At 41.4% G+C, this 20,972-nt stretch carries 16 protein-coding genes and 1 pseudogene; 4 read left to right on the top strand and 13 right to left on the bottom strand.

Going from position 1 to position 20,972, the window contains the following annotated elements:
- Positions 1–38: 38 nt before the first annotated feature.
- The 5 genes and pseudogenes from PARA125_RS09195 to PARA125_RS09175 all read right to left on the bottom strand — a co-directional run.
- The gene (locus PARA125_RS09195; RefSeq protein WP_213158590.1) at positions 39–1,247 is read right to left on the bottom strand and encodes a bifunctional folylpolyglutamate synthase/dihydrofolate synthase; all 1,209 of its coding nucleotides are present in this window, start codon (positions 1,245–1,247) and stop codon (positions 39–41) included.
- Positions 1,244–2,086, bottom strand: a complete 843-nt coding sequence (locus PARA125_RS09190) for a PHP domain-containing protein (protein ID WP_213158589.1) — start codon at positions 2,084–2,086, stop codon at positions 1,244–1,246. The genes PARA125_RS09195 and PARA125_RS09190 overlap by 4 nt, the downstream gene beginning before the upstream one ends.
- Positions 2,087–2,097: 11 nt before the next feature.
- Positions 2,098–2,979, bottom strand: a complete 882-nt coding sequence (murB, locus tag PARA125_RS09185; RefSeq protein ID WP_213158588.1) for a UDP-N-acetylmuramate dehydrogenase — start codon at positions 2,977–2,979, stop codon at positions 2,098–2,100.
- On the bottom strand, positions 2,979–3,542 hold the full coding sequence (nusB, locus tag PARA125_RS09180) for a transcription antitermination factor NusB (RefSeq protein ID WP_213158587.1): 564 nt from the start codon (positions 3,540–3,542) through the stop codon (positions 2,979–2,981). Before nusB ends, murB begins: the two co-directional genes overlap by 1 nt.
- A 333-nt stretch (positions 3,543–3,875) precedes the next feature.
- Positions 3,876–4,370: pseudogene (locus PARA125_RS09175) on the bottom strand (transposase); the annotation flags it as partial.
- A gap of 77 nt (positions 4,371–4,447) precedes the next feature.
- Between PARA125_RS09175 and PARA125_RS09170 the strand changes: the two are divergent.
- Entirely contained in the window at positions 4,448–4,732 is a 285-nt protein-coding gene (locus PARA125_RS09170) for a transposase (RefSeq protein ID WP_502920600.1), read from the top strand.
- 83 nt (positions 4,733–4,815) lie between these two features.
- The gene (locus PARA125_RS09165) at positions 4,816–5,979 is read left to right on the top strand and encodes a leucine-rich repeat domain-containing protein (protein ID WP_213158586.1); all 1,164 of its coding nucleotides are present in this window, start codon (positions 4,816–4,818) and stop codon (positions 5,977–5,979) included.
- Positions 5,980–6,197: 218 nt separating this feature from the next.
- On the opposite strand, the gene PARA125_RS09160 is transcribed toward PARA125_RS09165, so the two are convergent.
- The 8 genes from PARA125_RS09160 to PARA125_RS09125 form a co-directional block, all read right to left on the bottom strand.
- Positions 6,198–7,076, bottom strand: coding sequence for an IS982 family transposase (locus PARA125_RS09160; RefSeq protein WP_213158585.1), 879 nt, complete (start codon positions 7,074–7,076; stop codon positions 6,198–6,200).
- Between the two features lie 206 nt (positions 7,077–7,282).
- Positions 7,283–8,944, bottom strand: a complete 1,662-nt coding sequence (locus PARA125_RS09155; protein ID WP_213158584.1) for an OmcB family cysteine-rich outer membrane protein — start codon at positions 8,942–8,944, stop codon at positions 7,283–7,285.
- A gap of 218 nt (positions 8,945–9,162) precedes the next feature.
- Positions 9,163–9,366 (bottom strand): hypothetical protein, encoded by a 204-nt coding sequence (locus PARA125_RS09150; RefSeq protein WP_213158583.1) that lies wholly within the window; start codon positions 9,364–9,366, stop codon positions 9,163–9,165.
- 671 nt (positions 9,367–10,037) lie between these two features.
- Positions 10,038–10,880, bottom strand: coding sequence for an NAD(+)/NADH kinase (locus PARA125_RS09145; RefSeq protein ID WP_213158582.1), 843 nt, complete (start codon positions 10,878–10,880; stop codon positions 10,038–10,040).
- Between the two features lie 58 nt (positions 10,881–10,938).
- A complete protein-coding gene (locus PARA125_RS09140; RefSeq protein ID WP_213158581.1) occupies positions 10,939–12,867 on the bottom strand; it encodes a 1-deoxy-D-xylulose-5-phosphate synthase in 1,929 nt (642 codons plus the stop codon).
- Positions 12,867–13,175, bottom strand: a complete 309-nt coding sequence (locus tag PARA125_RS09135; RefSeq protein ID WP_213158580.1) for an exodeoxyribonuclease VII small subunit — start codon at positions 13,173–13,175, stop codon at positions 12,867–12,869. Before PARA125_RS09135 ends, PARA125_RS09140 begins: the two co-directional genes overlap by 1 nt.
- A gap of 9 nt (positions 13,176–13,184) precedes the next feature.
- Positions 13,185–14,600: an exodeoxyribonuclease VII large subunit gene (gene xseA / locus PARA125_RS09130; protein ID WP_213158579.1), complete on the bottom strand. Its 1,416-nt coding sequence runs from the start codon at positions 14,598–14,600 to the stop codon at positions 13,185–13,187.
- A gap of 5 nt (positions 14,601–14,605) precedes the next feature.
- Complete coding sequence (locus tag PARA125_RS09125) at positions 14,606–16,924, bottom strand: ribonuclease R family protein (RefSeq protein ID WP_213158578.1); 2,319 nt, start codon at positions 16,922–16,924, stop codon at positions 14,606–14,608.
- Between the two features lie 383 nt (positions 16,925–17,307).
- On the opposite strand from PARA125_RS09125, the gene leuS reads away from it, so the two are divergent.
- Both leuS and mutM read left to right on the top strand, forming a co-directional pair.
- Positions 17,308–19,869, top strand: a complete 2,562-nt coding sequence (gene leuS / locus PARA125_RS09120; RefSeq protein ID WP_213158577.1) for a leucine--tRNA ligase — start codon at positions 17,308–17,310, stop codon at positions 19,867–19,869.
- 67 nt (positions 19,870–19,936) lie between these two features.
- Positions 19,937–20,767, top strand: a complete 831-nt coding sequence (gene mutM / locus PARA125_RS09115; protein ID WP_213158576.1) for a DNA-formamidopyrimidine glycosylase — start codon at positions 19,937–19,939, stop codon at positions 20,765–20,767.
- Positions 20,768–20,972: the final 205 nt, after the last annotated feature.

Raw genomic sequence — 20,972 nt, 5'->3', positions numbered from 1 at the left:
AGTTATTGCCCCTTTTTAGCTATACAACAGAGACCTTTCTAATCACGCAGTTCTAGAGGGTCTACCGGTTCATTAATTCCCAAAACTATGCGTGCATCGCGCATGATATAAAAAGTTCCGCAAATAATCACCATTCCTCCATCTAGGGAAGCATTTTGCACGGCAAGCCTAACGGATTGTTGGATGCTTAGGTGGGAATGAATCTCCTCGGGAAAGGTTGAAAATGTTTTAATAATCGCTTCAAGTTGCGAAACGGGAGCTGCTTTCTCCCCTTTAGAGGAAACAAGATAAATGTGCTTTGCTTTTTGGGCGATCAAATCCAGGCACATTTGCACATCTTTATTGCGAGAAAACCCGCACACAATATGAAAGGGTATTTCAGGATAATCTTTCCTGGCTCTTTTCAAGAGGCTCTCAATTCCCGCAGGATTATGAGCCACATCTAAAAAAATGGGGATATTGGTTGGTATTTTTTCATACCGGCAAGGTAAGCGTGCCATAAGTCCTTGTTCTATATTCTCTTCCTTCACTTGCAACTGTTGAAGCGCTTTTTTTGCAATTGCGCAATTTTCTTCTTCCGGATTGGCAAAGGTTTCTGAAACCGAAAATAAAGGACTGTTGGACTTCTCTGCAAGAGGCTGAATCAGGGCATAAGGGACAGAAGGTCCAATTAGAATAGGAATGCGGGATTTAATAATTCCGGCTTTTTCTTTGGTAATCTCTTCCAAAGTGTGGCCCAGAATCTCTGTATGATCGGCTGAGATCGAAGTGATCACCGAAAGAATAGGATGGACAATATTGGTGGCATCTAAACGTCCACCTAAGCCGGCTTCGAGCACAGCCATGTCCACTTTTTTTCTCGCAAAAAAGCAAAAAGCTAACAAAGTGGTAAACTCGAAAAAGGTGGGAAATATTTTTTCTTTATCGGCAACAGCAAACAGTTGCTCCAAAATCTCTACAACTTCGCCCTCAGAAATCATCTCTCCATTTACGCTTATTCTTTCTCTAAATGTCGAAACATGAGGAGACACATACCGCCCTACCCTACAATCGGCAGCTTGCAGGCCCGCTGCGATTTTTGCCGTCACGGATCCTTTTCCATTTGTCCCCGCAATGTGAATAGATTTAAATGAATCGCAAGGGCGCCCCATGGCGTGATGCAAACGAAGGCAATTTGAAAGACCAAGCTTCATGCCTCTTATATGTGTTTCTGCAAATAAACGCTTAACCAACTTTACATAACTCATAGACACTCCCTTAAATTGGCCTGAAGATGGCTATAAAACTGATTAAAAATTTCCTCATTTACCCAAGAATTGCCCAAATTGAGCCCCGGCTTCATACTTCCATGAAAATCAGACCCTCCCGAAATCAACCAATCTTTATTGTGAGCAATCTCCAGCCATTTTTCATGCATATGTGCTGGGAATTTCCCGTAGTAACATTCAATCCCATCAAAATCCAGCTCCAAGAGGCGTTTGTGCGTAGGAGCATGATCGATTAGATGAGGGTGGGCAATAATCGCTAGCCCTTTAGCCTTGTGGATAACGTCTAGGGTTTCTTCTACTGAGAAAGGTTTACCAGAAGCAAAGCATGGCTTTCCATCTCCTAAATACTTTTTAAAGGCTTCTTGCAAGCTTTTCACATACCCATAATTGATCATGGCTAAAGCAATATGGGGACGACCAATAGTTCCTTGAGGAGACAAATCCCACACGTCTTGCTCTTTCATTGGCATGCGATGCATTCTTAAAAGATCTAAGATTTCTCGATTTCTTTCTAGACGGCGAACCGTGTGTTTTTGGCAAAATTCGGCAATCAGCGAATCATGAAAAGCAAAAGCATAGGCAAGAATATGGACATTTACAGAATCTTGCTGAGCAGAAAATTCCACGCCAGAAAGCAATTGTATGCCTTGTTTTGCTGCAGGTTCTAGGGCGCTTTGATAAGCCTTAATGCTATCGTGATCCGTGATCGATAAACCTTTCAAACCATTTTTAGCAGCCAAATCCACCAATTCTTCTGGAGTGCATGTCCCATCCGAGCACGTTGAATGGCAATGCATGTCTGCACGGAAATCATCCATTTTTTCTCTTTTTATATGCTTTTTGGAAGGCTGGAGATGTAGCGTACTTCGCTTTCAAGCTCCACACCTTGCTGTTTTAAGACTTCCTCTTTAATATGAGCAATCAATTCTAAAACCTCTCGCGCACGCGCATTACCCTCATTTACGATAAAATTTGCGTGCATGCAGGAGACTTTAGCCCCCCCAATCGCTTGTCCCTTTAGACCCGTTTGTTCAATCAAAGCGCCGGCATGGCCACCTGGTGGGTTTCTAAAAATACAGCCGGCAGACTTTTCACCGTATGGTTGCGTTTTTTTGCGATAATCTAAGATTTGAAATTGTTTTTGTCTAGCAGAATCTAAAGGAGATAAAAAAAATGAAGCTGCGACAATAGCTCCAGACATGTGTTGAAAAGGAGAAGTGCGATAAGAAAACTCAAGTTTTTCCCTTGAAAAAACGCAAAGCTGTCCTCTTTCATCCACATACTCAACTTCAAGTAGGGAGTCGCAGGTTTCCCAGCCATTAGCGCCTGCATTCATAAAGACGGCTCCTCCCACACTTGCAGGGATTCCCGAGGCAAATTCTAAACCGGACCATCCTTCTCGAGCTGTCTTAACACCTAAAAGAGAAAAACTGTAACCCGCTCCTACACGGAAAAGCCCAGCTTGGGGATTTTCAAAAAAACCAATCTTATTGTGGATGACTACCCCATCAAAACCGGCATCGTCAAATAGGCAATTTGAACCTTTGCCTAATATAAAAAAAGGAAGAGCTTGCTCGGAGCAGAACATTAAAATTTGTTGCATGGAAGCGATGTCCCCGACTTCCACATAGTAGCGTGCAGGTCCTCCGATTCCAAGAGTACTGAGTGTACTCAAAAGCTTGTTTTGTTGGCAAGCAAAGGGAAAATCCATCACTCCTCCCTATCGCTTTCATCCTCAGTTTCACCCTCAAAAGGGGCTCGCAGGACTTCTCCCCTTTCTGCTGCCTGCAAAAACTTTTGCACCACCTCTTCAGTTTGAGCAAGCTCAGCCGCACTTTTTATAATCGCCTGATTGTCGCAGGCATTTCCTTCTTTAGTCTGATAAATATGATCAAGTAAAGCGTTCACAAAAGTGGCTGATTCCGGAGTACTAAATTTGCGCGATAGCCGAATAGCTTCCGCTATGGAAACTTTGGGAGGAATGGATTCATCAAATAGCATCTCGTAGATTCCAAGGCGCAAAACATTTTTTTCCACCGTTTGAATTCTTTCAAAACGATATTCACGCGACGTATTTGCAATTAAATCATCAATCTCAGCTTTTTTTTCTTGGATAAGCTCTACTTTTTTAAGAGCTAAATAAGCTGTCTTTTTAGTAACCGCCAGCTCTTTCATCACAAGCTCAATAAGCTCTTTTTCGCTCACTTGGCCACAGTCTTGGCTATAAAGAAGCACAAAAACGACTTCTCGAAATTTTTTTAAGGGGATGGCCATAGTTGGGTCCTTTCTGGTTAGTTAAGGAAAAAATTATACCTCTTTTTTCCTTTTCTACCAACTAAAGAACCCAAGCTTTACTAGAAAACCTTCCCTGCTTTCTGGGATTCCTCCAGCCTCTTTCTTTCTTGAGCAAGCTCTTCACCTAGTATTTCTAAAGAAGCCCTTGCTTTATTATAGCCAACCAAAGGCAGTTGGCTTTGAGCTTTTTGGCAAAACCGATCTGCAAAATCAAGAAATTGCTCCGCTATCTCTCCGTTTCTTTCTAACAGGCGAAATTCACTTGTTTTTTCGAGAAAACGGAAGGTAAAGCGAAAATATTCCTCAAACTTCTTATCTATCTCCAAGCAAGCTTGAACTAAATTTTCCGCTTGTTATTAATTTGTTTCTCATCTTCTTTTTTACTTTTGTAAACAACTGGATTCCAGTTTTCAATAAGGCATTCACAAGCTTTTCAGAAATATACCCTCGATCTGTAAAAGCTTTTCCCTTTAAGCCCTTTACCATATCTGGAACAAGTTTTCGATCATCGATATTGCCTGATGTCAATTTAAATACTACAATTTCGGCATGATGATTAATGACTAAATGAAGCTTAAAACCAAAGAACCATCCTATGATGGTTTTACCCCACTTAGCTTGTTCTTTGGAGGTGCGATGTGAAGATGCTCGCTTGACATGACAAACAGTTAAGACTGTGGAATCTATGAATAGAATTCCTTCACATACACCCTGATGTGCTTTTATAAAGCAAAACATGGGAAAAAAGGCTTCAGAAGTCAATTGCACAAAGCGTGAATATCCACCAAATTTGGAAACAAATGCCTCAAGTTTGTTTTCATGGGGTTGATATAGAAATACTTAAATTTTCTATAATTAGAGCAATGAAATAACAAAAGAGCATAGTGCACGCATTTTGTGATAATGCCAAATACCATAAAAATCAATTGGTGGAGGAGTATCTTAAAACATCAAAGATAAAACTTCACTTTCTACCTCCTTATAGTCCTAATCTCAATCCCATTGAGAGGCTATGGAAGTGGATGAAGGAGCGAGTGATTTACAATACATACTACTCGGGATTTGAAGAGGTTAAGTCGGCAATTTTTGGCTTTTTCAATCTTCTATCCACTAGGAGTCGAGTCAGGGATAAATTTAGGTCAATTGGAACTCCTGAGACCAATTTTTGAATTTACTTCGATATAACCCCCCAGTTTTTTTAGGCTGGACAAAAAAAACATAGCGATTAAAACCCCCAACTTAAGAGGCAAAAATGAACTCTAACTCTTTTTTATCCATAGAAAGCTTGCCCAATGAATTGCTCTGTCCTATTTTAGAGGCTTGCGCAACTCCATCCTTATTTAGGGTCTGCAGAAATTGGCGATCTCTGCTAACTAATGCTGCTATGCCAGCTCTTTATAAAAAAATAGCCGCCATCCATGTGCCCCAGTTGAAGGATGATATCCAAAAAACGGCTATATTGGATAAAATTTACCAACTAGAATCTAAGCTTACTTCTGCAGAAAAAGTGAATCAAATTTTTAAGCAAGTTTTTAGCTTAGCGCGCTCTTTATCTCCTCAGGAATTTCAACACGCCATAGAAAAAAAGAAGAATTTAACGATAGCTAATTACTCTTCTTACCTTCTTAACATTAATCGCCTTTGGCTGTGGAAAAAACTTCCTGGTGGGGATGAATACTTAAACAGCGAAGAAGTTAAATCTTTATCTTTAGAAAAAAAAGGAGAGCTTCTTAAGGAACGGATAAAAGAAAATTACCAAAACTTAACTGAGCTAGATTTATATATGGCAGGCTTAACCTATTTACCTCCAGAAATAGGCCTGTTGTCCCATCTACGAGCGCTTGATTTAAGAGGTAACAAGCTCACTAACCTCCCTATAGAAATAGGACAACTGAAGCAGCTAAACCATCTTAACTTAAGCGGTAACCAGCTCACTAGCCTCCCTGCAGAGATAGGGCAACTGAACCAGCTAAACGATCTTGCCTTAAGCCATAACAAGCTCACTAACCTCCCTATAGAAATAGGACAACTGAAGCAGCTAAACCATCTTAACTTAAGCGGTAACCAACTCACTAGCCTCCCTATAGAAATAGGACAACTGAAGCAGCTAAACCATCTTAACTTAAGCGGTAACCAGCTCACTAGCCTCCCTGCAGAGATAGGGCAACTGAACCAGCTAAACGATCTTAGCTTAAGCGGTAACCCGCTCACTAGCCTCCCTGCAGAGATAGGGCAGCTGTCTCAACTAGTATGGCTTAACTTAAGCCCAAACCAGCTCACTAGCCTCCCTACTGAGATAGGACAACTGAAACAGTTAGTAAAGCTGGACTTAAGCCATAACCGTATCGCCAGCCTTCCTGTAGGCATAATGCAGCTACCTGCCACTAGGGTCAATTGGGAGGACAATCTGTTATGAAATATTTGGAATAAAATTCCTTGAATGCTTTTTTGCATGGGAACACGGAATAGCACCCCTATTAAGTTTGCTCCCATAAAAAAATTCTTAGCACTGCAGCGGCAATTCAATGCTAGTTTATGTTATCCTCTTTATAAGCACTGCAGTGGTAATTGGCTATAAATCCTCGCAATTTGCCGACCCCTCGAAAACAAGCTAGATAACCTGAGTTTTGGGTTTTAAGAGACAATTAGCAAAGAGTTATGCTTATCATTCAAACTCAACGAAGGCTTTTTCGGTTGATGGCAATAGGCAGCAATTCCACCAAGCATATTGACTAGAAAATTTCCTATACTTCTGTGGCGAGTATGCTCGATTTGGGAGATATTTTTTAATTGATCATTTACCGTTTCAATTAAGGATCTCTTTCTTAGCAAAATTTTGTCTTTTAAAGAGATTAACTTTTGTTTCATATTAGGCCTAAGGCTGGTAAATAGCTTCAGGCCACGTTTTAAAAGCCTTTCTCCGTTCTCCTTAGAGAGGTAAGCTTTGTCCCCAAATAGCTTTCCCCAAATATCTTTGGAGAGGGTCTCAAGCATAGAAACATCTGAAATGTTTCCTGGAGTAATTTGAAAGGCTAGAATTTCGCCTTTATCATTTATCATTAAGTGAAGTTTGAAGCCGTAAAACCAGCCGGAGGTTGTTTTGCCTCGCTTAGCCAGCCCTTTAAAAACTTTGTTTCTTGAAATTCTTTTATTATGGCAAACTGCTATTGAGGTAGAGTCAATGAAAGCAATCCCTGTGACTGTGCCCCTGAGATGTAGAAGGTAAGCAAATAATGGTACAAAAACATTTTTCATTAGATAAATAAATCGGCTATAGCTAATTAACTGGGGAAACTCTCGGCGAAGAGAATTGCAGACATAGTGGTAAAAATGTTTAAAAGTTCTATAGTGCGATCGATGAAATAAAATGATGATCGTCATCATTTCTGGCAGAGTTAATTCTGGCTCAAGTCCTCTCTTAGGCTTTGCTGAATGAATAAGATGCTTGTCCCATTCTTGTTTAAAGGTTTTCCAAAAGTCATCTATATGACAATACAGCGCAGTTAAATCCATTTTTGACCTCCCGTGGTAAACATTCGTTTGCAAGCAAATGTTTTAAACCATTAGAGGTCACTTGTCATTAAAATTTATTTATCTCTTTGGTTGATAAAGAAATAAACCCAAAATTCAGGTTAGATAAGAATACGCAGACCCTCAAAACGAAAAAGGGCAAGCCTTGCGGCTTGCCCTATTTAGCACACACTCCTTATTAACTAGAATTAGTTAACAATGGTGCTCTCTTGCTGCACAATTGGAGTCTTAATGGCATCCGAAGAGACTTCAGCAATGATACGTGCATCTCCAGATTCTTTTGCTCGCGCATCGATTCTAAATTTTAGTGTTTGTCGAGGTGCGAAATTAGCTACAGGAGCAAAAGTAACTGTTTGACCAGATACTGTGCCTGTTGAATCGCCAACTACAGCAGTCGGTGTCACTTCTTTAGGGAAGCGTACAACAACAGCGACGTTGCTGTCTGCTTCAGAACCTTGGTTAGTGACTGAAATGAAGTAGGTTGTTGATTCGCCAATGCAAATTGGATTTTCAGTATCGGTGATGCTCATGTGAAGAGCTGGGCGCCCTTTCCATCGAGTTGTGGCTTCTGCACTCGCTGTGCACTTTTGACTGCTTGTCACAGTTACACGATTTACCCAGCATCCTGGTGTGCATGTGGTTAAAGAAATGGGAAGTGTTACCTTCTCACCTGGTTTAAGTTCCTTTAATCTCCAAACCGCTTGGTTGCCCCGAATTGTAGCACCATTTGCTGCAACAATAGATGTTGAAGTTGGAGCGCAATCTGTAACTACCACTTCAGTTAGAGGCTTATCACCAGAGTTTGTCACGGTGATTTGGTAATCAGCGTTTTTGCCAATTGAAACTTCTTTTGGACCCACTTTTGTAATCTCAACACATTCCTTGCAAACTTGTGTGCACCATTGGCAAGAAACTGTATCAGCATTGCATGCTGTTACAACTGCTGTATTGCACACTTCTCCACGCTTTACAGCGGTAAAGCTTAGATTAATTTTTTTCGTTTGGCCAGGCTCTAATGTCCCGATTTTGTAGGCAAGAGTACGTAAGCAGCTGCTATGCTCAAGTCCATCTGGTACGTTATCTGTTACAACTACTTCTTCTGCTGCGCAGCTTCCGCGGTTTGTCACAGTAATCGTATAGTTGACTTGGTCACCTGGGCAAACTTCTTCTGGACCACACTTGTGGCATGTCAGAACGGGTTTAGCACAGAGCAAAGAGCAGAATCTAACGGGGGTAGCTGTGGCACAAAAACATGCGCAAAGCTCGCCTTCACGTTCACACTTTACCCATACTTTTGCTGTAATGGTCTGCCCTTTTTCCATTGAGCCGATCTCCCATACAAGCTTGTTTCCGTCTACTTTCGCTTCAGGAATGCTACGTACAAAAGAAACACCTTCTGGAAGATGGGTAGTGACCACTACATCACACACATCATCGCAAGCTTGGACGTCAAATTCCAGAGGATATTGTTCCCCTAGCATGCACATCTTTGGATTGCGTGCTGTTACTGTAATTCCATCAAGGCAAACCAATTTATTTTGGTTTGGGTGACGGCAAGTTACGATTGTCCTCTCTTCGCAGCGAGCCGCTTGGGGAGGAGTGCAAACAGGCTTGCATGCCGAAGCAGACTGTGAACGTGCTGATCGGGATGCATGTCCTGTTCTTGACTGATGGTAAGCACGTCTTGGGCTAGAAGACTGCTTGTAAGCTGGTACGTATGATTGCTCATAGCCTTGACCGTAAGATTGTTGCCCATCTACTGGATAACTGCTGCTAGCATGAGCAGTTCCGAGAAAAGCTGTTGCGCACAAAAAAAGCAACGAGGTGATCACTCCTAGTTGTTTTCTCATTATAAAGACTCCTTTTTTAACGTCTTTGGTAGAATTTTCAATCTGTTTTCAGTCATTTTCACTGTCACCTTGTCCGCATTTTTGAATTTGCTTTTGGTTTGGCGAGAATTTGACTTAATTTTTGTTTAAACTTGGACTTAAGGTTGCTTTTTAAATAATTTTATCAAAAAAAAGAAACAATTCGCCCTTATTTAAGCAAAATCTATTTCAGCAGAAAATTAATATTCGTAATTACTTGAATTGCCACAGCTATTATCCCAAATATGAGGACGTGGGGAATCCACATTTCCTTTTGGCACAGGGCATGGACGGTAATTATCGCTTGGATAAGAATCACAGCAAGAATTATAGTCACAGAAACAACTTGTTAAAGCTATAGCTGCAATTCCTGATGCTAAAAGAGAAGTTAATAATTTTTTCATACTGTCTCCTAAGGCTTGAAATTTTCTTTAAAGAACTAGAAGTTCCTCATCTCTTGCGAAAAATTATTTGACAACATTTATCAATAACATGCTAAAAATGGGCATGGCTACCACATAAAAGATTAATAAGCATTTTCACCCGGTGCTGGGCAAGCTCTTGGCACTGGTCGTGGGCAGCATGGTTTTGGAGATTCTGGACGGGTATAGCAGGGCTTTGGACAAGGGTCACTGCAAGGATCGCTGTAACAGCTACAGCTTGTCAAAGCAAACGCTGTTAAGCCTAAAGCGAATGCTGAGGCAATTTTTTTCTTCATACGACTCTCCTTAAGTTAGAGTTTGAGCTCGATAAAATGCATTATCCTCTTTCTTCCCTTCTCGATCAATTTTGCTCAGTGCCCTTGAAAGTTTACCGGCTATGACTGACCAATAAGAAAGGTTTTATCTCTTTTAAATACGAGTTACGCATTAATTCTGCCACAATAATTTTCCAAAATCGTAAAATTTTATTTTTAACAATTTCTTAAGGAGATGGCTTCCAGCTAGTTAAAAAGTCTTTTTTTAGTTTTCATTTTAGCCTAAACAAATTTTTAAGTTTCTTAAAGACAAGCACGTTGATTTTAGAGGCGGTTTGCTAACTCTGGCAGACCTAAATGGAAGAAAGCCTTACAGAATCAAGCTTTTAATTTACCAGCCCAACCGAGCTTAGTTCGCAAAGTAGAAAAGTAATCGTGATTTCGCAAACAAACTAAGCGAAAAAGCCGAGGAGATAAACTGACATGTAACGCTTCTCCTGTCGCCATGGTAAAACGAGTGAAACCATCGAAAATAATCTCAACTGGTGCGTATTCACTTAGATATTGAACTTGAATATCCCGATTAGAAGCCAACACAATGGGCCGATTCGAAATCGTATGGGGACAGATAGGAGTCAAAACAAAGGCATTCAAATCTGGGGTTAAAATAGGGCCTCCTGCTGCTAAGGAATAAGCGGTAGAGCCGCTAGGGGTAGATAAAATTAATCCGTCTGCTGAGAAGGTGTTGAGATACAGCCCATTGACGTGAACCCCGATGTCAATAAGCCCTGGATTTTGGGCGCGGTGCACGACAATTTCATTGACAGCAAAACACACTTCATGGTGCATGGATTGCCCTTGCATCATAATCCGTTCCTGGATTTGATAGTTTCCTTTGAGAATCTCTTGCAAGCTCGGATAAATTTCTGTCACAAGAATGTCTGCCATAAATCCTAAGCTTCCCAAATTGATTCCTACAATAGGAGCTATCAAATGGGGGTACCGGTGCATTTGCCGCAAAATGGTCCCATCGCCACCCAATGAAATAATGAAGTCGATCCTTTCCGGGTTGATACTTGATAAGGGAATAGCCCCTATCTCCTCCGCAACCTCATCTGGGGTGATGGTAAAAACGCCCTGAGCCGTTAAGTATTCGCGAATGCTAATTGCAATGTCTTTAGAATGTTTTTTTGCCGTATTTGGAAACAATGCAATATGCATATAGCCTCTCTTTGTTAACTAGCGAACACTCTCAGCCCTGCCCTATATCTCAAGTTGGTTAATTCTTCCTCGTGAAGCTTGTTTCAGCTAATTCCGAATACTCGGTTTTTTTGAGAGAGAATTGGGTGATAACGCTTTCTGCAATTTGGGGTGCCGTTAAACCCACTTCTTTAATCATATCCGCATGGCTGCCGTGATCCAGAAAGGCTTCCGGAATCCCAAAATTTAGCACTTGAACATGGTTATAGCCATTGGCCATAAGGAAATGGTTCAAAATAGAGCCTAAGCCTGAAACAGCCGAATGCTCTTCGATTGTGACGAGACGGTTATGTTTAGCCAGTAAACTACATAAAAGCTCTGAATCTAGTGGCTTGACAAACACGGGATCGAAAACGGTTGCGGTGATTCCCACGGTTTTTAAAATCTCTCTTACACCTAAAGCCGTTTGGTTCATATGGCCAAGTGCCACAATTAAAATCTCCCCTCCTGCTGCAATAACCTCGCCTTTTCCCAACTCACGATATTTCAAAGGCTTATCTGATACGTCTGCAGCCATATTGGGATAACGGATAGCTGCAGGACGCCCCCAAGAGAAAGCAGACTCCAAAAGTTCTTTCAAGACATTTCCATTTCTTGGCTGCGCAATCACCATATTTGGCATCGCATTTAGAAAAGAAATATCGTACACCCCATGATGGGTGGAGCCATCAGGCCCTGAAATTCCAGCGCGATCGATGGCAAAAACTACCGGGAGTTCCTGTAAGCAAATATCATGAAAAAGGTTATCCAAACCGCGCTGTAAAAAAGTAGCGTAAATCGAACAAACCACTTTTAGCTTTCCACCATAGGCTAAGCCTCCGCTAAAAGTCACCGCATGAGCTTCAGCAATTCCCACATCGTAACACCTATCTGGAAATCTTTCTAAAAATTTATCCAAACAAGATCCTGCCAGCATGGCGGGTGTAACGGCGACAATTGACGGATCCTCTTCTGCCATTTTTAAAAGGTGGGAACCAAATATATGAGGAAAAGTGGGCTTAGAGGAGGTGGCGGGATGAAATTTGCCAGTGTCTAAACAAAAAGGCTTTGCACCGTGATAAGACACTGGATTTCTAATCGCTTCTTCCATTCCTTGGCCTTTTTTCGTCAAAACGTGGACCACAACTGGCCATTGGGAAGTTTTTAGCCCCTCGAAAACGTCTATCAATTTTTTAATATCATGTCCATCGATTGGCCCAATGTAAGAAAGTTCGTATTGCTCAAAAAAGGCAGCCGGGCTCACCAGATTCTTTAGCGATTCTGTAATTTTATGCCCATGCTTAGAAAGGGTAGCCCCGTAACTTGGAATTTTAGAAACAATCGTGTCGATCTCTTGATAGAGTTTGTTGGTAGTAGGATTGCTCAAAAGTCGACTTAAGATCTGCGTAATCGCTCCTACATTTTTTGAAATCGACATATTATTGTCATTTAAAATCACAATAAAGCGCTTTAAATTTCGGGTGATATTATTAAGGGCTTCTAAAGCCATCCCACAAGTCAACGTAGCATCGCCAATAATGGGGACAACATACTCCTCTTTTTGTTGTAAATCTCGACTCTTAGCTACTCCTAGTCCTAAAGAAAGAGCTGTGCCAGCATGCCCAGCATGAAAATGATCATAAGGGGATTCCTTTGGATGGCTAAAACCGCACAGGCCTTTATATTGCCGGATAGTGTGAAAATTCTCTTGTCTTCCAGTCAATAATTTATGCACATACGTTTGATGGCTAACATCCCAAATAAATTTATCATGCGGAGAGTTAAAAACAGCATGCAAAGCAATTGTCAATTCGACAACGCCTAAATTTGAAGCTAAATGCCCGCCGTTAATCGAAAGAACTTCTATAATTTTTTGCCGTATTTCAGAAGCAAGCGCATTAAGCTCAGCGAGAGAAAGACGCTTAATAGCATCGGGGCTTTGAATTTCAGAAAGAATAGGGAAGCTCATTAAGGACTCATTAATTTTGTTGTTGAATGGCTATTTCCCAAATCGGAAAAATTTTGCACTTTAGGATTTTGCTGTGGATCGAGCGACAGATCTCCTTGTCGATTTTTAATTAAGATTTCGATGCGCCGCTCAGCATCGTTTAATCTTTTCGCGCAAGAGGTGATTAAGCGATCGGCTTCTTCATATAAAAGCAAAGATTCGTCTAAGCTAACAGCCCCTGAATTCATCTTTTCGAGAATTTCTTCCAAACGTGCAAACGCCGCTTCAAAATTCTTCTCTTGGTTATCGGACTTGATTTCTTTTTCCACAGCAACTAACTATTTTGACCATATTTCGTTTATTTGCGCAAGAGCTTCACCATCAGAGAATAGCATGCGTATTTTCTGATCTTTTTTCAACATACGTACTGAGCTTATAACGGATTGATCTTTTTCCGAAAAGAGAATAGTATACCCTTTTGTTAATAAATTTCGGGGATTTATCAATTTTAACGCCTCTTCTTTATTTTTTAAAAGCTCACGTAAATGTTCTAACTTAACTTTCCACCTTTGATCCATGAAAATTTTTTCTTGGTTTAAGTAAACAGCTCTCCGCCGTTCACTGAGTTGTTGCAACATGGAAGCATCTAACGCCTTTTGCAAATGCAGAATTTTTTCCCTAAGGTGAAAAATTTGCATCGAGGGTTTTAATGTTTGTAAAATCTTTTCCCTCGATTCCAAAATTGAACGGGATTGTTTAAAAAAGCGCAAAATCGACAGCTCTATTTCCTGGCGAACTTCATCGACCTTCTGCATCCAATCCCCCAAAATCGCATAAGGACTTGTTAGAAGCGGCTGTCTTAAAATAGTTTTTAAGCAAAGTCGGTGATGGAGAAGGGTCTGTTTAATACTATGGTCGAGACGACGCGAAATCTGGTGAAAGTGATGCAGTTGTTGAGCATTTTCAGCAATCACAATTTCGGCAGCAGCTGAGGGAGTGGGTGCCCTTACATCAGCCACGTAGTCAGCAATACAATGATCCGTTTCGTGCCCCACGGCAGAAATCACAGGAATTTTGCTATTAAAGATTGCTTCAGCAACGATTTCTTCATTAAATGCCCATAAATCTTCAATACTTCCTCCTCCTCGACCTACAATCATCACATCAACCAGACTAAATGTATTGAAATCTTGGATAGCTTTAGCGATTTCTTGAGCGGCCCCCGGCCCCTGCACTTTGACTGGATTCAAGATGAGATGAAAGCCTACCGCTCTACGCGTCAAAATGTTTAAAATATCTTGAATAACAGCCCCTGTAGGACTGGTAACAACCCCTATTTTCTTAGGAAATTTGGGAAGGATTTTTTTATGCTCGGCTTTAAACCACCCTCTGTGATGCAGCTTAACTTTTAGCTCTTCTAGCTTAAGCAACATCTCCCCGAGGCCCGCTAACCGCAACTCTCGAACTACAATCTGGTATTTTCCGGTGGGAGGGTAAACATTGAGTTGCCCCTGCACGATCACCTGATCCCCGTCTTTTGGCAACATTTTTAAGTTGGAAGCATCGCCACGAAACATCACAGCTGCGACTTGTGCATAAGCATCTTTTAAAGAAAAATAAATATGACCAGAGGATTGAAGCTTGCAATTGCTTACTTCGCCTTGTAACCAAACAAGAGAAAAGGTAGATTCCAAGCTATGCTTAATTGCAGTAGTTAATTGTGAAACAGTTAAAATCGGAATTTCATGCGGCATGGTCGTTATTTTTTTCTTTTGCGCAAGCGGCTTTTTATCCGGGATTTAAGAGGCTTATTTTTCCCTACAAGCTTCTTTTTTCGTCGTATGAGATTTTCACCCTTTTTCTTTTGTTTAGTCTGGGGAGAATTTTTTACCGTTCGCTCAGATGTGACAAAATGCCACTGGCTTTCCAACGTGATAAAATCGATCTCTTTCAAGATGACAGAAATTTTTGTGCCGGAAGTAAAGGCTTGCCCAGTGCGTGTACCTTGCAGGCTTAAAGAAGAGTCCTCATACACATAGTAATCATTCCCAATTTCGGAGACGTGCAAAAACCCTTCAAGCATAAAATCAAGCACTTCAAAGAAAAATCCAAAATTTTTCACTCGGGTAATCACAGCTTCATATTGCTTATAAGGATCCTGCTGCTTAATTTCTTGAAGGAGCCTATATTTTTTTAATAAAACTACGCTCCCTTCTGCTTTAGCACTTAACCTTTCTTGTTCGGAACATTCGGAAGCTATCCTCTCAAGATAGGGAAGTTCCACCTCAAACCCAAATAAAAGGCGATGGATCACCAAATCGATATAACGGCGAATGGGGCTGGTAAAATGGCAATAATGCGTTAATCCCAACCCATAGTGCCCCACATTTTCTGAGGAATAAATTGCTAAACGCATTCTGCGAATGTAAGCAGTGGCCAAATACTGTCCATATGGCGTATCTAAAGCCTCATCAAATAGCTTTTGCAATTCTGCTGGAGTCGGAGCTTCAGATAGGTGAAAGCCAAAGGCGCTTGCTAGCAGAGAAAAATCTCGCATATTTTCTGCAGCAGGGACATCGTGAATACGATAAGGGAGATTTTTGCCTTCCTGATAAAGATGCGTCGCAATCACTTCGTTCGCTTTTAGCATAAACTCTTCTACCAGCTGATGCGTGATATCGTAAACAATGGTATCTAGTCCTAATGGAACTCCTCTTTCATTGACTTGTACTACCAGATCAGGCATCGCAAATTCAATACTTCCCCTTTCGTATCGCTTTTGCTTAAGTTTATAGCAAAGCTCTACCATAAGTTGTAAGGTGGGCTTAAACCGGCTTTTTTTCTGGCCATCTAAAATTTGCTTAGCTTCCCGATAAGTCATGCGTTTTTTACTTTTAATCACGGAGCGAGAAATGCGGTAATCGAGCATATTTCCCTCCGGATCTAAATGCATATGCACAGAAACTGTCAAGCGCTTCACGTTGGCCCTTAGGCTACATAAATGGCTAGATAATTCATGGGGGAGCATGGGAAGACAAAAGCCTGGAAAATAGGTTGAATTTCCCCGGCGGCTTGCTTCAAGGTCCAAGGCAGAGCCAGGTCGTACATAGTGCGAAACATCCGCAATATGCACCCCGAGATGGAAGTGCCCTTGTGCATCTTGGGAAAGACTTAAAGCATCATCATAATCCTTAGCTGTATCAGGATCAATTGTAAAACACTCTAAATCTCTTAAATCCTCTCTACCTACAAGGTCTTTTTTCAAAACAATTTTTCCAAAATTTTTCGCTTCTACCACAGCTTTTGAAGGAAAATCTGCCCGCAACTCATACTCTTCAATCGCAGCTGGAATATCGCAACTGGGATCTGAAATGTGCCCTAAATAATGGGACATGCGGCAAACCGCCTCATTTCGTTTATCCCCCCAGTCGATCACCTCCATGATGATCCGATCCCCCACATGTAAAGGTTGCCCCTCCAACGGCTGAACGGCAACTTGTTGAGAGGTTCCCAGCAAGGGCACATAAGCATAAACAGCTCCATTTGGGTAGACAGCCTTAATAATTCCTGCAATATGGGTTCTACCCCGCTCTACAATGCCTACAACTTTTCCTTCAGGACCTTTCTCAGAAAAAGCCAGGGTATCAATCGTCACCTCTACCTTATCGCCATCTACAGCATTTTGTGTGTAAGGACGGGGGATAAAAACATCTTGATCACAAGTAGAAGGATCATCTGGTCGCACAAAGCCAAAGCCGCGAGGGTGCATATGAATGACCCCTGTAATCACCTCTACCTGAGACTTTTGAGCGATATACTTTCCCCGAGAAAGCCGAACGATACCTTGGGCTACAAGCTCACTTAAAACCTCTTCGAAGATCTCCGTATGTTTGGGTGGAATTTGCAGCTTCTGAACGAGCTCGGAAAAGGTTGCTGGAGAAAAGGACTTTCCTCCAATAAACTGCTCCACAATTTTAAGGAAATTTTGAAACAACTTTTCCTCTTTTTTAGGTTTTTTGGGCTTTTTAAAAGGAAGGGATGCAGCTTTTTGCTCGCCAATCGAAACTTTTTTTGTCATGGGAATTTAAAAATAGGTAAAGGTTTAATTAATCAAACTCTTTCACTCTAACATAATTTTTAGTTTGAATATACTAAAAATTCAACTGGACTCCTGGTAAATTTATTTCGACCTTCATGCTAATTTTTGTATAAGAATAGCCAACCTAGCCCCTTTAGGGAAGATTATGCCTAAATCCTCGAATGCTACCCTTGTGGATTTTCCAAAACTCTTTTTTTGCCAGCAATTTATCAGTTTGCTCTTAATCTTCAGAAGGCGTTAAACTGTTACTTTTCGGGCACATCCCCTTCAAATATTATTTTTTAATCGTAGGAAATCCTTGCTTCAGGTTTCTTGCACTTGAAGTCAAAACATTCTACGGAAGTTATAAGATGGAAAAAAAGATGCAAAAGTACGATCACAAGCAAATTGAGAAAAAATGGCAGAAATATTGGCTCGATCATAAGACATATAAAGTTGAAATTGATCGCACAAAGCCGAAATATTACGTGTTAGATATGTTTCCTTATCCCTCAGGGTCAGGCTTGCATGTAGGTCATCCAGAAGGATACACGGCGACAGACATTCTAGCTCGCTATAAACGGCAAAAAGGCTTTAATGTGCTACACCCGATGGGTTGGGACAATTTCGGACTTCCTGCTGAACAATACGCCATTCGTACTGGCACACACCCTGCAGTCACCACGAAAAAAAACGTGGAAAATTTCAAACGGCAACTTCAATCTCTTGGATTTAGCTACGATTGGGACCGAGAAATCAGCACAAGCGATCCTTCCTATTATAAATGGACACAGTGGATTTTCACGAAGCTTTATGAAAAAGGATTGGCCTATGAAGCTGAAATGTCTGTCAACTTTTGCCCGGCTCTAGGCACCGTTTTGGCAAATGAAGAGATTGAAAACGGGCGCTCTAAAGAAGGCGGCCATCTGGTAGAGAGACGCCCTTTAAGGCAATGGGTTCTCAAAATTACGGCGTATGCTGAGCGGCTGCTACAAGATCTCGATCTCCTTGACTGGCCTGAAGGGCTAAAAAAATTGCAAGCTAATTGGATTGGAAGAAGTGAAGGCGTACAAGTCGAATTTTTGATTGATGGCACCGCAGAAAAAATTACGGTGTTTACCACTTGCCCACACACACTATTTGGAGCGACATATTTGGTTTTAGCTCCTGAACATCCTTTAATCAACCAAATCACCACAACCGCTCAGAGACAATCTGTTGAACAATACCAAAAAGAAACGGCTTTAAAAAGTGACTTTGATCGTACTGAGATAGCTAAAAATAAAACCGGTGTTTTTACAGGAGCTTACGCCATCAATCCAATCAACCAGCAAAAAATTCCAATTTGGATGGCAGACTACGTCTTGATCCATTACGGAACAGGCGCTGTGATGGCAGTCCCTTCCCATGATGAAAGGGATTTTGAATTTGCCCAGCAGTATGGGCTACCTTGCGTACAAGTGATCGAACCAGATTTAACCAAAGAAGATGGGGATCATGAGCACCTCCGGCATGCCATCTCAGCCGGTAAAAAATGTTGGACAGGCGCAGGAACAGCCATGAATAGCCAATCCAATATTTTTTCCATTAACGGCCAAACAACAGAACAAGCTAAAGAAAGCGTAGCTAATTGGCTCGAAACTCACCAAAAAGGGCGCAGAACTGTCAGCTTTAAATTGCGAGATTGGCTATTCTCCCGGCAACGTTATTGGGGAGAGCCTTTTCCTCTTCTTCATTTTGAAGATGGTACCCTCCGGACATTAGATTTAGACGAGCTTCCCCTATGTCCCCCCCAAATTAGCCAATATAAGCCGGCAAGCGATGGTAGCAGCCCTCTTACAAATGCTCCTGAATGGGTTTTTATTACGGATGTAAAAACAGGAAAAGCGGCTCGTCGAGAAACCAATACCATGCCTCAATGGGCTGGATCTTGCTGGTATTACATCCGTTTTTGCGATCCCCATAATGATCAGGAAGCTTGGAGCAAAGAAGCAGAGCAATATTGGCTGCCAGTAGATTTATATGTGGGAGGCGTTGAACATGCTGTTTTACACCTTTTGTACTCGCGCTTTTGGCATAAAGTTCTCTACGATTGTGGCTTTTTAAGTACACCAGAACCTTTCAAATCCTTGCGCAATCAGGGCTTGATTACCGCCCGCTCCTATCAGAATAGCTTAGGGGCCTATGTAACCCCTGAAGAGGTGATAGAACAGGATGGAGCTTACATCCACCAAAAGACGGGTGAAAAACTAAGAAGCCAAATCGAAAAAATGTCAAAATCTAAACTTAATGGCGTTTCTCCGGATGAGGTGATTGAAGAATTTGGCGCGGATTCATTGCGCCTGTATGAAATGTTTATGGGACCTTTAGAAAAGGAAAAGGTATGGAATACGGATGCCGTTTCAGGTTGCAGACGCTTCCTTTCTCGCTTTTACGACCTCGCCATATCTCTCAAACTCACCTCAGAAAATAGCCTAGAGGCTTTAAAATTAGGGCACCGCCTTGTCAAAGGGGTAGAGGAAGATATCGTTGCCATGCAATTCAACACAGCCATCGCAAAAATGATGGAATTCGTGAATAATTTTTCGAAATTGGAGGCCTATCCTGCTTCTGTTTTAAAGATGGCTACACAAGCTTTATACCCATTTGCCCCCCATTTAGCCGAAGAAATCTGGGAAATTCTAGGAATAAAAGAACCTCTTAGCTACGCTTCCTACCCGCAAGCAGAGGAACGCTACTTAGAAGATTCTACCGTTCTCTATGTAGTCCAAGTGAATGGGAAATTGCGTGGGCGCTTTGAACTTCCCAAAGATCAAACAGAAGCTCAAATTGTTGAGGCGGCTAAACGAGAACCAGGCATCCAGCGCCATATTGATGGAGCCGAAATTGTAAAAATTGTTTTTGTGCCAAATAAGCTCCTTAATTTTGTTGTCAAGCAACAGTAAAACTAAAAGATGCATCCCCTCTCTGCTAAAAGAGGAGTAAATTTTAATTCACCCACAATGAGTGAGCATGCCTGAGTTACCAGAAGTTGAAACAATTATTCGAGAAATGCGAGAGGCCAATCTCGAAGGAAGAACCATTGAAAAAGCGCATATCTTTTGGGAAAGAAGCATTGCGGTCCCCAGCCCTTCTGCTTTTTGTAAAAAGATTGCCCGGCAAAAAATTCTCCACATCAATCGACGCGGCAAGTTTTTGGTTTTCACTTTATCAGAGGATACCCTGCTCATCCATTTGCGTATGACAGGAAAGTTTTTAATTGCAAAAAAAACAGATCCAATCACCCATTCGCATGAAAGGGTACGGTTATATTTAGATGATGGGAGGATTTTACGTTACGAAGATCAACGTAAATTTGGGAAATGGAATTTAGTCAGCAATCCTCAAGAATATCTCAATCAATTGGGAATTGAACCACTCTCAGTCGATTTTACTTTAACTGCTTTCAAGGCGCTTTTAAAAGGCCATCAGCGGCAAATCAAACCCTTTTTGCTCGATCAACATTTTGTTGCCGGCTTAGGAAATATCTATGTCGACGAGGCCTTATGGGTTGCTAAAATTCACCCCTTAAGACGTGTATCCACTTTAACCCAAAAAGAGACAGAAGCTTTACATAACGCTATTCCCCTAGTTTTGCAAAATGGGATTAAAAATACGGGGACAAGTCTTGGGGCTGCGCGCGCCAATTATTTTAGTATAAGTGGACGGCGTGGAACCAATCAAAATCAATTAAATGTTTTTCGAAAAGATGGCTTACCTTGCCCACGTTGCCAAACTATTATCCAAAAAATCACAGTAGGGCAACGAGGAAGCCACTTTTGCCCCACCTGCCAGGTTTTTTAAAATCCTCTACCTTAGGCAAAGCTAGCTTGAAAAGCTGGTTTAAAAAGGAATTTTTTCTTCGAATAAGGAGAGAATGTGGCCTTCCATAACAGTTTTATGGGAACCGACCAAAAACTGACCTTTCATGTTATTCATCCCCTCTGTTCATTAACTACAGAAACGGAAGCTGTTTATAACGAGAATTATAAGCAGTGCATAGCGTCTA

The organism is Parachlamydia sp. AcF125, from assembly GCF_018342475.1.
In the GTDB taxonomy this organism is placed as follows: domain Bacteria; phylum Chlamydiota; class Chlamydiia; order Chlamydiales; family Parachlamydiaceae; genus Parachlamydia.
This window is presented reverse-complemented; position numbering and strand designations above follow the sequence as displayed.